Below are 13,271 nucleotides of genomic sequence, written 5' to 3' on the forward strand. Positions count from 1 at the left end.
GCTGACCCCAGAAGTGCGCCGGACGCGCTTCGATCAGCTTCGGGAGACAGAAAATGGACTTTGATTTTTCGGATGACCAGCAGCAACTGCGCGACGCGGTGCGCCGCTGGGTGGACAAGGGCTACACCTTCGAGCGCCGCCGCTCCATCGTCGAGGCGGGCGGCTTCTCGCGCGAGGCCTGGGGCGAGCTGGCCGAACTGGGCCTGACGGCACTGACCGTGCCCGAGGAGCACGGCGGCCTGGGCCAGGGCGCCACCGACGTGATGGTGGTGATGGAAGAGCTGGGCCGCGGCCTGGTGATGGAGCCGCTGGCACAGGCCTTCGTGGCATCCAGCGTGCTCGGCCAGCATGCCGACGCCTCCGTGGCCGGCCAGTGGCTGCCGCGCGTGGCCAGCGGCGAGGCCCTGGTCGTGCTGGCACACCAGGAGCGCCAGGCCCGTTACCGGCTCGACGTCTGCGCGGCCACGGCCGGCAAGAGCGGCAGCGGCTACACGGTGGATGCCACCAAGAGCGTGGTGCCCGCAGGCGACGCGGCCGATGCCTTCCTGGTGCCGGCCCAGCTGGACGGCAAGATCGCCCTCTTCCTGGTGGAGCGCGGCGCCAGCGGCGTCAGCACCCAGGGCTACCGGACCCAGGATGGCAGCCGCGCCGCCGAGCTGCGCTGCCAGGCGGCTCCCGCCACGCTGGTGACGACCGATGGCCTGGCCGCCCTGACGCTGGCCCAGGACGTGGCCAACGCCGCCCTGTGCGCCGAAGGCGTGGGCGCCATGGAGCAGACACTGAAGCTCACCACCGAGTACATGAACCAGCGCAAGCAGTTCAACACGGTGATCGCCAGCTTCCAGGCCCTGCGCCACCGCGTGGCGGACATGAAGATGCAGCTGGAGCTGGCCCGCTCCATGAGCTACTACGCCAGCCTCAAGATGAACACGCCCGAGGCGGAGCGCCACGTGGCCATCGCGCGCGCCAAGGTCCAGCTGGGCCAGTCGCTGCGCTATGTGGGCCAGCAGTCGGTGCAGCTGCACGGCGGCATCGGCGTGACCGACGAGTACGCAGGCAGCCACTACTTCAAGCGCCTGACGCAGATGGAGATGACGGGTGGGGACACGCTGCACCATCTGGGCATCGTGTCCGGGAAGATGCAGGACACGGCCGGCGTGTTTGCCTGAGCCTCGGGTCCCGCTTCAGACCACCAGACCCCGCAGGAAACTGCGGGGCTTTTTCATGGGCTTTTCATGGGCCTTTGCTTTTTCCCATGCTTGCCCGCCGCCTCAGGTCAGCCTGTAGCCCTCGGGCCTGAGCGGCGCGGGCAGATCCGTCTCGCCCAGCGTGCGGCCCAGGCTGATCTCGATGGAGCGGCAGATGGTGTCCAGCGGCAGGTCGTTGCTCTCCAGGCCAAAGGGCTCTTCGAGTTCATCGCCAAGGGCGTCGAGCCCATAGAAGGTGTAGGCCACGATGGCCACGACAAAGGGCGTCATGAACCCGGTCGTGTCCACCAGGCCGAACGGCAGCAGAAAGCAGTACATATAGGCCGTGCGGTGCAGCAGCAGCGCATACGAGAACGGCATGGGCGTGTTGCGTATGCGCTCGCACGAGGCGGCAGCGGCCGTCATGCGTGTGAAGATCTTGTCCATGGACGCGGCCAGGCAGGGTTCCATCTCGCCACGGCGCACACACTGCGCCAGGTCATGCCCCATGGACATCATCAGTGCGTCGCAGCGCTGCTCCAGCGGCAGGGCCTGGATTTGGCGCCATTCCCTGTCCACGAGCCAGCGGCCGGCTTCGGCATCGTCGTGCAGGCCCCGCAGCTGGGACCGCAGCGAATGCGCGAAGGCAACAGCCCGGTGCACCATGCGCACGCGCACGTCGCTGTCGCGGCGCCGGGGATCGGGCACCGTGTCCAGCGCAATCAGGCTCTGGCACTGGCGCGCCAGCGTGCGCGCGCAGATCACCATCTCTCCCCAGAGCTTGCGCCCTTCCCAGTAGCGGTCGTAGGCGGTGTTGTTGCGAAACCCCAGGAAGATGGCCAGCGGCAGGCCGATCAGCGTGAAGGGGATGGGCGTCACCGTGATCTTCACGTCGAAGAGATTGCCGTGCACCAGGGTGATGATGGCGGCAAACACGATGTTCACGAGCAGCGTGACCTGGATGCGCTGGAGCACCGAGCCCCGCAAAATCAGAAACAGCCTGAGGCCGGCGGGGCGATCACGGACGATCATGGGGCGAATGCTAGGTATAAACCCTTATTCGATCACATATTGAGCATGTCAATGGGCTGCGGCCATGCTCCGAACCAAAAAAAAGGCGCCCCGAAGGACGCCCTGCGTCACGACCGGTTGCCGGTCACAGCGCGTTGAAGCGGCGGCGGCGCACCATGCCCCAGCCCATGATGCCCATCAAGCCGGACATCAGGATCAGGCCCCATTCGGAGAGGGTGGGGATGGAGGCGGGCGATACGGCCACGGCCACCGCGCGGGAAGCCGTGTTGTTGGCCGGGTTGGCATCTCCGGTCGCACCGGTACTGCCCGTCAGTGCCACCGCCCCCACGGAGCTGGGCGTTCCGCTGACCGTGCAGGTCACGCTGGCGCCCGCAGGCACGGCATCCCCTGCGGACCAGGCTGCATTGGAGGGGCTGATGCGGCAAGCGCCCTGGCTGACGCCAGGCGGCAGTCCCGTGACTGCGCACGAGGTGCCTGCCGATGCATCGGCCGAGCCCTGGTTCTTGCAGACAAAACGGCCGCTGTAGGGCGTGCCGGCAGTGAACGCGGTCGGCAGGCCGCTCAGATCGACGCCCATGTCGGGCACTGCAACGGTGGACACATTCATGGTCGCGGTGTTGTTTGCCGCATTCGAATCATCCGTTGCGCCCGTGGTGCCCGTGACCGTGGACGAACCTGCGGCCGTGGGCGTACCGCTCACCTGGCAGGTGACCGTGGCTCCCACCGGCACCGCATTGCCCGCCACCCACGCGGCATTGCCGGGGCTGATGGAGCATGCGCCTTGTGTCACGCCAGCCGGCAGGCCGGAGACGGCGCAGGAGGTGCCGCTCACGGCGTTGGCCAGGCCCTGGTTGCTGCAGGTGAAGCTGCCGCTATAGGGAATGTTCAGCGGCGAGGTGGGGGGCAGTCCGCTCAGATTGACCTGCATGTCCGGCGCTGTGGTGACCGTGATGTTCGATGTGGCCGTGTTGTTGCCCGGGGTCAGGTCGTTGTCGCCGCCCGTGGTCACCGTGACCGTCGAGCTGCCGCCTGGACCCGTCGGTGTGCCGGAGACCAGGCAGACCACCGTCTTGCCCGCAGGCACCACGGCGGGCTGCATCCAGGCCGCGCCGTCTATCGTGCATTGGCCTGCCGTCACGCCAGGGGGCAGACCGGAGGCATCGCAGATAGCCTGGCCTGCGCTGGCTGCACCATCGTTCTTGCAGGAGAAGCTGCCGGTGTAGGGGACGCCGACCACGGCGGTGGGCGGGAGTCCGGAGACATCAGGCACCATGTCGCTGCTCGCCGCGGGAGCCAGCAATTGGGTCTGCACCATGGCACCGAGCAGGGTCGAGGTCAGGTCGCCTCCGATGGTGTAGTTGCCGTTGTTGATCTGGTCTGACGGCGTGCCCGCAGGAACCTTCACGGTCATCGTGAACGTGCCCGACTGCCCGGGTGCCAGGGTCCCAAAGTTGCACTGGGCAGGGTCTGAACTGCCCACGGCCGGGGCCGTGCAAGCGCCGCCGTCGCCGGCCAGCGACACGAACGTGGTCGGACTGACGCCCGCATCCGTGCCCACGGGCATCGCGGGCGTGACCTTCACGTTGTTCACCGGGGTGCTGCCGTTGTTCGTATAGGTATAGGTGTAGGTGATCTCCGTGCCGTCCGCCTTGGGCGCGCTGACAGGCCCGGACGCGCTGATCCACAAGGTCTTGGGCAGGGTCGTGCCGAAGTTGTCAACGTACAGATGGCCTGCGTGGCCACCGGCACTGCAGGCCGAGGCCACGGCCTGCAGCCTGACCTTGTCGCCTACCCGCAGGTAGGCATTGCCAGGAGCGACATCGTAGGCCTGGGGGTCGGTGTAGTTCTGGATGGCACCGCCCTTGTCGGTAAAGGTCTTCCAGGGTGCTCCCGGCTCGCCGCCGTAGTGGTACTTGAAGAACAACTCCTGGGGTGAGCCCGTCAGATCCGTGGCGGTCTGGGCGTCATAGGTCTTGACCAGCGAGATGGCAAAGTAGGGGCGATCCTCGCCTCCGTGATTGCTGGCGTACTCAAGCACGGGCGCCGCGACAAATCGGATGTGGATCTTGCCGTCCTGGTCGATGTCATCCGCAGTCAGCGTCACTTCCTGGGTGATGGAACTTGCCGTATTGACCTGCTGGGTCCAGCCGGCGAGTCCCCCCGTGACATTGTTGGACCGCGGTATCACGTTGCTGGCTGGGGTGGTGCTGTTCGCCTTGAGGTTGATGCGGGCAGAGTGGGAGCCTGCCAAAGTCAGTTTGAGGGCGGACTGGCCGGCGTCACCCCGGAACAGGACTTCGTCTGCAGCGCCTTCCGAGCCGCTGTCGATTTCGACCAGATGAACCTTGCTGCCGGGCGGCTGCAAAAGCAACTCGCTCAGGCTCTTCGGATTGGTCTGGGTCCCATTGTTGGTCCAGGCCTGAGCCGTCCAGCCAGTCAAGTCTCCCGTCTCGAAATCACCATTCAGAAACGCCGCCTGTGCCCCCGCACCGATCACCGCCAGGGTGCCAGCCGCGATCAGGCGTCTCGCCTGCCTCCAAGCGTTCATGCGCGGCCCTGTGGGCCGGATATGCAAACTCTGTCTCGCCATACCATTCCTCTCTTCATGTGTGTTTGATCACGGATGAAAACCCCGACGGCCCACGCCGCCGGCTTGCGCACACCGCCAGCACCAAGCCGCCCAATCACGCGCACGCGCTTTTGCAGCAAAAAAATGGGCGAACGAATCCCTTCCGCATGCCCGGACGGCAGCGGTTCAAAAAGCTGAAATGGAGAAGAAAAAGGCGCCTAAGGCACGAACACCAGCCCTCGACCGAACACGGCCCTCACCGGCAGGGCCAGCCCGGAGATATCCAGGGTCTTGCGGCGAAGCCGCGTCAACTGCGATTCAATGCGATGAAAACCGTCATCCACATCGGCATAGCCCATGGCCTCGATCAGGGTCTGCTTGGACACCATGGTCCCGGGGGTTGCCATCAGGCAGCCGAGCAATTCCAGCTCGCGGCTGGTCAGGGCAATGATCTGGTGGTTGGGTGCGACCATGCAGGCCGACAGGGGGTCAAGGCGCCAGGTCAGGAATGGGGCGGACGCCCTGCCCGGCTGACCGGTGTTGCGGCGAAGCTGGGAGCGGATGCCGGCCACCAGCTCGTTCATGTCGGTGGGCTTGACGAAGTACTGCAACGCGCCGGCATTGAGGCCGGCAATGCGGCTGTCCAGATCGCCGCGTGCCGTGAGCACCACCACGGGGATCTCCTGCTCGGCCAGGCGCTTGACCAGGCTCAGCCCGTCCTCGCCGGGCAGACCCAGGTCGACGACGACCAGATCTGCCTTTTCGCGCAGTAGCTTTATGTAGAAGTCTTCTGCAGAATCCGTGCCCCAGGCATGCAGGCCAGACTTTGTTAAAAATCGACACACATTGATACGAATATCCTCGTCGTCCTCTACGACGGCGACGGTGAACTCGATCGATGGCTCTAGTGTCTGCTGCATGATGTTTGCCTATTGGTGCGCGGATTTTCATTGGGGTGAACGTCCGCCGCCATGCACGAACACTCTCGAATGCTCACAGTTCAGAGAAACACACAAAAATTTACTTTTATTGCATGGATCACGGTATCGCTCGGGCTGCTCGCATTTTTCGTGCTGAGCCCGGCAACCATGTCTCCCCCTGACAAGGGACTGCGTCTGGGCAAGGACCTGCCGATGCAGGTGCTTGCCGATGCGGGCCGCAGCATGACCATTGAACAGGTCGCGGCCCTGCCCGATGATGCCTTCGAAACCCGGCGCACGCCTCTGAACGAGGGCTATACCCGCCAGGCTTACTGGGTGAGGGTTGCCATGCCTGCCCTCGCACCCGCCAGTGCGCTGGCCGGCAATGATCCGCTGTGGCTGGAGATCACGCCCACCTATCTGGACAGGGTCACGCTCTACCAGCAGGCGCACGGCCTGTGGCAGGCACGCGAAAGCGGCGACACGGTGCCCATGGCCCAGCGCATCCATGTGCGCCAGCTGGTGTTTCCACTGCGCGCCGGCCAGCCCTTTGTGCTGCGCATCGAGACCAGCAGCGCCATGCAGCTGTACGCCACGGTCTGGCGCAGCACGGGGCTGATGGCCTGGCTGTCCAGCGTGGAGTGGGCCTCGGGGGTGCACCAGGGCGTGAACCTGGTGCTGACCTTGCTGATCGCCGGCGCAGCCCTGGCCCTTCGCATGCGCAGCCTGATGGCCATGACGCTGCTGGCGTTCGTGGTTCTGACCCACAACGCCAATGTGCGCGGCTATGCCCAGCTGTGGCTGCCCGAGCCCTGGGCGCCGCATGCGGATATCTGGGTGAGCGTGGGCGTCTTCCTGCTGCCTGCCGCCTTTGCCTGGCAGGCACGCGAGACCTTGACGCGCGGAACGATCTGGCGCCGCATCGACCGCATGCTGGTGCTGCTGACCTTGGCGCCGCTGCTGGCCTTGCTCAGCATTCCCATGGGGCATTACACGCAATGGGCCTGGCTCGGAGTCAGCGTCCCCTGGATGGCCAGCATGCTGAGCGCTTTGGTGGCCTGGAAGAACCTGCTCCGGCTGGGCCCCAGCATCGTCAACCTGCTGGTGCTGATTCCCTACACGCTGCATGCGGTCATGGGCATCCACGTGGCTGCAGCGTTCACGGGGCTGGTGTCCTCCGACATCGAAGCCGGCATGTACTGGCAACTGGAATCGCTGCTGCTGTACATCCTCATCATCATTGCCGTGGGCGCCAGCCTGGTCGAGAAATTCCAGAACTCCATGGACAGGCAGGCGCAACTGGTGGAGTCGCTGGCCCGCTCCGAGCACGCGCTCGAAGGCCGGGTACGCACACGCACGGCCGAACTGTTGCATGCACAGAACGCGCTGCAGGCCGCGCTGCACGGCGAACGCACCCTGCGGCTGGAGCAGCGCCAGTTCTTCAACATGGTCAACCATGAATTCCGCACGCCGCTGGCCGTGGTGGACAGCGCGGCCACGGAGCAGTTGACCTTTCCGTCCACCGACATCGACTCCCAACTGGAGCGGGCCGCCCAGATCCGGCGTGCCTGCAGGCGCCTCACGGCCCTGGTGGACAACTGCCTGGTCAGCGACCGCCTGGACGCGCCTGCGTTCCGGCTGCAGCTCGACCGGGTTCCGGTGACGGACCTGATCGACGATGCCGTACAGCTCGTGCACTGGTCGCGCCGCCATCATCTGAGGCTGGAGACTGCCGGCATCCCCGCCTCCTGGCAGTGCGATCCCACGCTGGTGCGCATCGCCCTGTCCAACCTCGTGGACAACGCCGTGAAATACGCCCAGGCCGGCGAAATCGCCGTGTGTGCCCGCCTGGACGGGCAGGGCCGGCTGGAGCTCACCGTCAGCGACGAGGGCCCTGGCCTGGCGCCCGAGCTGGCGCAGCGCATCTTCGAACTGCACGAGCGCGGAGAGCGCTCGGACCAGACCCGAGGCTTCGGCCTGGGCCTGTGGGTGGCCCGGCGCGTGGCCCAGATGCACGGCGGCGATGTGCAGGTCACGCCAGCTGCGGGCGGCGGCACCTGCTTCACGCTGACGCTGCCCTGCAGCATTCCCGAAGACAGCGGCCTTGCCGCAGCTGCAACACAGCCCGCCTCGCCATGCGCATCCTGAACCTGCTGCGTGTCCTGAACCGTCTGGCGCTGCCGGGCTGGCTGGTGTTTTCGCTGGTGCTGGTGGTCTGCTTCATCCTCAGTCCGGCCTGGCAGTCCCTTCCAGCCAAGCGCCTGCAGCTGGGCACGGACCTGCCCATGCTGGCGCTTGTCGATGCGCAGGGCAGCCTCACCATCGACCAGGTGGCAGCCCTGCCCGATACGGACTTCACCGCGCTCGACACACCGCTGAACAAGGGCTACACGCGCGATGTGTATTGGCTCAAGGTGCAGGCTCCCTATATCGCGGCCGGGAAGATCGACCCCGAGCAGGACCCTCTGTGGCTGGAGATCCTGCCCAGCTACCTGGACCAGGTCGCGCTGTACCAGTACATGGACGGCGCCTGGCGCATGCGCAGCAGCGGCGATACGGCAACCGGCGAACCACGGGTCCATGTGCGCCAGCTCGTGTTTCCGCTGTACACGGACCAGCCCTTCATCCTGCGCGTGCAGACCTCAAGCCCCATGCAGCTGGACGCCACGATCTGGCGCAGCAGCGGTCTGATGACGCAGTTCTCGGCCGTGGAATGGGCATCGGGCATCCACCAGGGCATCAACCTCATGCTGGCCCTGCTGATCATCGGGGCAGCCCTGGCCTTGCGGTTGCGCAAACTGGCCGCCATGGCCGTGGCAGCCATCGCCGTACTGATCCATGGCGCCAGCGACCGGGGCTACCTGCAGATCTGGCTGCCCGACCATCTGGCGCACTGGGGCCATCTGTGCGTCAGCCTTGGCACCCTGATGCTTCCCGCCGCCCTGGCCTGGCAGATGCGCGAGCTGCTGACCCGCGACACACGCTGGCGGCGCATGGACCGGGCCCTGCTCGCCCTGGGAATCATCCCGTTGCTGTGCCTGCCAAGCATCCCGCTCGGCCGCTACCAGGACTGGGCCTGGATAGGGGTCGGCGCGCCCTGGGCCATCAGCGCGTTGTTTGCGGTGGTCGCATGGAGCAATCTGCTGCGCGATCGTGCCAGCCTGGTGCATGTGCTGATGGTCGTTCCCAGCACCATGTACGGGCTCATGGGGCTGTATGTGACGGCAGCCTATGTGGGCCTTGCCAGCCTGCCTACCATAGAGACCAGCGTTTTCTGGCAGCTCAACACCTTGCTGGTCAACATCGTGATCACCGTGGCCGTCGGCGCCAGCCTGATCCAGAAATTCCGGGACTCCATGGCGCGCCAGGCACAACTGCTCGAATCCCTGGCCAAATCCGAGCATGCGCTGGAAGAGCGCGTGCGGCTGCGCACGGCCGAGCTGCTGCGGGCGCAGAACGCGCTGCAGGCGGCGCTGCACAGCGAACGCACGCTGCGACTGGAGCAGCGGCAGTTCTTCAACATGGTCAACCATGAGTTCCGCACGCCGCTGGCCGTGGTGGACAGTGCCGCCACCGAGCAACTTTCCTTTCCCTCCCCCGACATCGACTCCCAGCTCGAACGCGCCGCCCAGATCCGGCGCGCCTGCAGACGCCTCACGGCCCTGGTGGACAACTGCCTGATCAGCGACCGCCTGGACGCTCCCGCCTTCAGGCTGCAGTTGCACCGCGCTCCCGTCATGGAGCTGGTCGATGATGCCGCGCAGCTCGTGCACTGGTCCCGCCGCCACCGTCTGCGCCTGGACAGCGCGCAGGCGCCCGCCATCTGGGAGTGCGACTCCACGCTCATCCGCATCGCACTGTCCAACCTCGTGGACAACGCCGTGAAGTACGCCAAGGCCGGAGAAATCACCGTGCGCGCGCGCACCGACGACCGTGGTCAGCTGGAACTCACCGTCAGCGACCAGGGCCCAGGCCTGGCGCCCGAGCTGGCGCTGCGCATCTTCGAGCGCTTCGAGCGCGGCCACCGCTCCGACCAGGCCCGCGGCTTCGGCCTGGGCCTGTGGGTCGCCCGACGCATTGCACGACTGCATGGCGGCGACATACAGGCGGCACCTTCACCGGAGGGCGGCACGAGCTTCACGCTCACGCTGCCGCCGCATCCCGCTCCCGCTGCGCAGTCCAAAACCTTGCAGACAGCGGCTTGAAACATGATGCGGCGAAGAATCCACGATAATGAAAAGTTCGCCACTGGCGTGGCCTGTCGGCATTTGCCGCCATCAAAGCCCGCCTCATTCTGGCCATAAACACACACCTGTCCATGAGCGCTACTTCCATCCCCGCCGATATCAACCGCAAGCACCTGGAAATGGCTCGCCAGCAGATCTCCAACGGCGATCTGCGCAAGGCCGCACAGACTCTGAACAAGGCCCAGCGCCAGATGCCGAACGACGCACGCGTCTTCATGTTGGCGGCGCTGATGGCGGAGAAAGCCGGCAATCACGCCAAAGCCGAAGAGACATTCGAACGCTGCCTCGAACTGGCGCCCATGTGGGGACCAGGCCTGCTGGAAACCGCGCTCTATCGGGCTCGTCGCAGCCAATTCGATTCTGCTCTGGAACTGGCTGAGAAAGTGGCGCGCATCGAGCCTGGAAATCCGCAGGTACTGGCAGGCGTGGTGGACATCGCCCACCGCGCCGGTCATACCGCAATGGCCGTGGAGCACCTGCGCAGAGGCTTGGAGCTATTTCCCGGCGACACCATGCTGCGCCAGTATCTGGCCAACGATCTGAGCAGCCTGCAGCAACACGCCGAGGCAGGGCAGATCTGGGACGCCCTGGTACAGGAGCAGCCCGAGCAGCCGTCACTGCGCATTGGCCGAATCAAGGCCTGCATCGCACGCGGCGAGCCTGCTGCGGCACTGCCTGACATCCGCATGCTGCAGGAACGATCCCCCGAGGATGCCACGCTGATCTACTACGCAGCCCTGGCCCGGGGCGAAACCCCGGCCCACCAGCCTGTTGAGATGCACAGGCCCTTGTTCGACGGAATGGCCGAGCAATACGATATGCACATGGTGCGTGGCCTCGGCTACCAGCTGCCCAAACGCGTCGCAGAACAGTTGGTCGCGCGCAATCCAGAAAAGGACTTTAACCTGCTGGACCTGGGCTGTGGCACAGGCCTGCTGGGTGTCTGTCTGGGCTCCATGCAGGGCTTCCTGATCGGCGTGGACAGTTCCGTGAAAATGATCGAACAGGCGGCACGGCACGGCATCTATGACCGTTTCCACAACGTGAGCCTGCTGGATGCCCTGCGCGACACTCCGGACAGCGAGTATGACGTGATCACCTGCCTCGATGTACTGATCTACGTTGGCGATGCAGCTACGGTCATCCCCAATGCGGCGCGCATTCTGAAGACGGGTGGCGAATTCATCTTCTCCTGCGAAACTGCGCCAGAAGACGGCCCCGACCTGGTGCTGCAAAACAGCCAACGCTACGCCCACAAGCGCAGCCATATCGAAGCACTGTGCAAGCAAGCGGGCTTCAGCGTATCGACCGAGGAACTGGTGCTGCGGCAGGAAGGCGGGCAACCGGTTCAGGGCTTCGTCGTGACCGCAACCAAGACCGCTGCCTGACAGTTCTCATCAAGCCCATGCCACCTCGTGCGTGGGCGCCCCACCGTCCCCGACGAGGCTATCGCGCGCCCAGCGCGAGCTTCTGGGCACATGCAGAAGCAGAAACTCCATCTGGTCCGCCAGAATCCGCCGGTTGCGCAGGATGAAGTCTTCCCAGAGGCTGGGTACATAGGGCGTGTAGAGCAGGGGCATGCGCGCCTGTTCAGGCGTGCGGGCGCCCTTGCGGTGGTTGCAGGAACGGCAGGCAGTCACCAGATTCATCCAGTGATGGCCGCCGCCTGCGGAGATGGGCACGATGTGTTCGCGCGTGAGGTCGTTTTCGTGGAAGACCCGGCCGCAGTAGGCACAGATGCAGCGGTCGCGTGCGAACAGCTTGCCGTTGGTCAGGCCCGGCTGCAGGCTGTGCGGGTTGATGGAGGGCGCACCGCGCGTGCCGATGATGCTGTTGATGTGAATGACCGACTGGCAGCCCGTGACGGCATTGTGGCCACCGCGGAAACAGGCGACTTCCCCGCCGGACTCCCAGCGCACATCGTCCGCCGCGTAATGCAGCGCCGCCTGCTCCAGCGTAATCCAGGATTGGGGCAGCCCTTGGGCCGACAGCTTCAAGACCTTCACGACACGCCTCCTCTGACACCAAGGTGAACGGGAATGCAGCCAGTGCACAGGGCCTGCAAGGCAGGCCTTATCGAGGCAATATACTCTGTTTCCGTGTCGGATTGACAGCCTGCGCTGGCTGCGCGCGTGCCAGCCGCTATTGAAAACAAAGCGTCCCATGAAGATTTTTCGAGGCTTCAACCATCCAGGGCGAGAACCGGCCTGCGCCGTCACCATCGGCAATTTCGATGGTGTTCACCGGGGTCACCAGGCCATGCTGGCCCTGCTGTCGGCTGAAGCTGCCCAGCGTGGCGTGCCCACCTGCGTGCTGACCTTCGAGCCCCATCCGCGCGACTACTTCGCCCAGGCCCTGGGCCGGCCCGAGATCGCGCCGGCGCGCATAGGCACGCTGCGCGACAAGCTGTCGGAGCTGCAGCGCTGCGGCGTGGACCAGACCGTGGTGCTGCCCTTCAACCGGGCGCTGGCCAGCCAGGCGCCCCAGGCCTTCATCGATGAGGTGCTGGTGGCCGGCCTGGGCGCGAAATACGTGCTGGTCGGCGACGATTTCCGCTTCGGCGCCCAGCGCGCGGGCGACTACGCCATGCTGGACGCGGCAGGCCAGCGCCAGGGCTTTGACGTGGCCCGCATGAACAGCTACGAAGTGCATGGCCTGCGCGTGTCCAGCACCCATGTGCGCTGCGCCCTGGCCGAGGGGCGCATGCAGGATGCGGCGCGGCTGCTGGGTCATCCCTACACCATCTCCGGCCATGTGGTCCACGGGCGCAAGCTGGGCCGCAGCCTGGCCGAAAGCCGCCAGGGCGCGGGCGACGGCTTTCGAACGCTGAACCTGCGCTTCAACCATTGGAAGCCCGCGGCCAGCGGCATCTTCGCGGTGCTGGTCCACGGACTGCATGAGCGTCCTCTGCGCGGCGTGGCCAACCTCGGTGTGCGCCCTTCCCTGGACCCGACGGATGTCAACGGCGGGCGCGTCCTGCTGGAAACCCACTGCCTCGATTGGCCCGGCGCGCCGGGTGGCGAAGAGGCCTACGGTAAAATCATCCGCGTGGAACTTCTGCACAAACTGCACGACGAGCTGAAGTACGACAGTCTCGACGCCCTCACCGCCGGCATCGCCAAGGACTGCGATGACGCGCGCGCGTTCTTCGCCACCATCCACACACCCATCTACACCGAGACCCGTCGCCAGACCACGCGCGACCGAATTTGACGATCTCCGTCACCTGCCCGGGCGCGGGTGCGCACCAGGCTTCCTCCCCTTTTTCCCGTGCCTGGACCAGACGGTCCGGGCTCTGGCCTGCTTTCAAGGTTCT

Annotated in this window: 9 protein-coding genes; 5 read left to right on the plus strand and 4 right to left on the minus strand. The window is 65.6% G+C overall.

The window, feature by feature from the left end; genetic code table 11:
* The first annotated feature begins 53 nt into the window (after positions 1-53).
* Entirely contained in the window at positions 54-1,169 is a 1,116-nt protein-coding gene (locus AC5I49_RS14805; RefSeq protein ID WP_016451097.1) for an acyl-CoA dehydrogenase family protein, read from the plus strand.
* 102 nt (positions 1,170-1,271) lie between these two features.
* Here the strand turns inward: AC5I49_RS14805 and AC5I49_RS14810 are convergent, their stop codons facing one another.
* The 3 genes from AC5I49_RS14810 to AC5I49_RS14820 all read right to left on the minus strand — a co-directional run bounded on the left by AC5I49_RS14810 (position 1,272) and on the right by AC5I49_RS14820 (position 5,708).
* Positions 1,272-2,219 carry a bestrophin family protein gene (locus AC5I49_RS14810; RefSeq protein WP_495789568.1) on the minus strand — a complete coding sequence of 316 codons (948 nt, stop codon included), beginning with the start codon at positions 2,217-2,219 and terminating at the stop codon, positions 1,272-1,274.
* Positions 2,220-2,343: 124 nt separating this feature from the next.
* The gene (locus tag AC5I49_RS14815) at positions 2,344-4,659 is read right to left on the minus strand and encodes an IPTL-CTERM sorting domain-containing protein (protein ID WP_495789569.1); all 2,316 of its coding nucleotides are present in this window, start codon (positions 4,657-4,659) and stop codon (positions 2,344-2,346) included.
* A 347-nt stretch (positions 4,660-5,006) separates the two neighbouring features.
* Positions 5,007-5,708 carry a response regulator transcription factor gene (locus AC5I49_RS14820; RefSeq protein ID WP_016445751.1) on the minus strand — a complete coding sequence of 234 codons (702 nt, stop codon included), beginning with the start codon at positions 5,706-5,708 and terminating at the stop codon, positions 5,007-5,009.
* Between the two features lie 168 nt (positions 5,709-5,876).
* Between AC5I49_RS14820 and AC5I49_RS14825 the strand changes: the two genes are divergently transcribed.
* From AC5I49_RS14825 to AC5I49_RS14835, 3 genes are all read left to right on the plus strand, one after another.
* Positions 5,877-7,856 carry a sensor histidine kinase gene (locus tag AC5I49_RS14825; RefSeq protein WP_016451095.1) on the plus strand — a complete coding sequence of 660 codons (1,980 nt, stop codon included), beginning with the start codon at positions 5,877-5,879 and terminating at the stop codon, positions 7,854-7,856.
* Positions 7,844-9,913: a sensor histidine kinase gene (locus AC5I49_RS14830; protein WP_017405185.1), complete on the plus strand. Its 2,070-nt coding sequence runs from the start codon at positions 7,844-7,846 to the stop codon at positions 9,911-9,913. Before AC5I49_RS14825 ends, AC5I49_RS14830 begins: the two co-directional genes overlap by 13 nt.
* A 113-nt stretch (positions 9,914-10,026) precedes the next feature.
* The gene (locus AC5I49_RS14835) at positions 10,027-11,343 is read left to right on the plus strand and encodes a methyltransferase domain-containing protein (RefSeq protein WP_244387875.1); all 1,317 of its coding nucleotides are present in this window, start codon (positions 10,027-10,029) and stop codon (positions 11,341-11,343) included.
* Between the two features lie 9 nt (positions 11,344-11,352).
* On the opposite strand, the gene AC5I49_RS14840 is transcribed toward AC5I49_RS14835, so the two are convergent.
* On the minus strand, positions 11,353-11,961 hold the full coding sequence (locus AC5I49_RS14840) for an HNH endonuclease (RefSeq protein WP_016445747.1): 609 nt from the start codon (positions 11,959-11,961) through the stop codon (positions 11,353-11,355).
* Between the two features lie 157 nt (positions 11,962-12,118).
* Between AC5I49_RS14840 and AC5I49_RS14845 the strand changes: the two genes are divergently transcribed.
* Positions 12,119-13,168 carry a bifunctional riboflavin kinase/FAD synthetase gene (locus AC5I49_RS14845; RefSeq protein ID WP_034399628.1) on the plus strand — a complete coding sequence of 350 codons (1,050 nt, stop codon included), beginning with the start codon at positions 12,119-12,121 and terminating at the stop codon, positions 13,166-13,168.
* The last annotated feature ends 103 nt before the right edge of the window (positions 13,169-13,271 follow it).

It is taken from the genome of Delftia sp., from assembly GCF_059499305.1.

Bases quoted from the DNA above. Each gene is read 5' to 3' on its own strand.
- AC5I49_RS14805 (WP_016451097.1), top strand. From the start codon at position 54: ATGGACTTTGATTTTTCGGATGACCAGCAGCAACTGCGCGACGCGGTG.
- AC5I49_RS14810 (WP_495789568.1), bottom strand. From the start codon at position 2,219: ATGATCGTCCGTGATCGCCCCGCCGGCCTCAGGCTGTTTCTGATTTTG.
- AC5I49_RS14820 (WP_016445751.1), bottom strand. From the start codon at position 5,708: ATGCAGCAGACACTAGAGCCATCGATCGAGTTCACCGTCGCCGTCGTA.
- AC5I49_RS14825 (WP_016451095.1), top strand. From the start codon at position 5,877: ATGTCTCCCCCTGACAAGGGACTGCGTCTGGGCAAGGACCTGCCGATG.
- AC5I49_RS14830 (WP_017405185.1), top strand. From the start codon at position 7,844: ATGCGCATCCTGAACCTGCTGCGTGTCCTGAACCGTCTGGCGCTGCCG.
- AC5I49_RS14835 (WP_244387875.1), top strand. From the start codon at position 10,027: ATGAGCGCTACTTCCATCCCCGCCGATATCAACCGCAAGCACCTGGAA.
- AC5I49_RS14845 (WP_034399628.1), top strand. From the start codon at position 12,119: ATGAAGATTTTTCGAGGCTTCAACCATCCAGGGCGAGAACCGGCCTGC.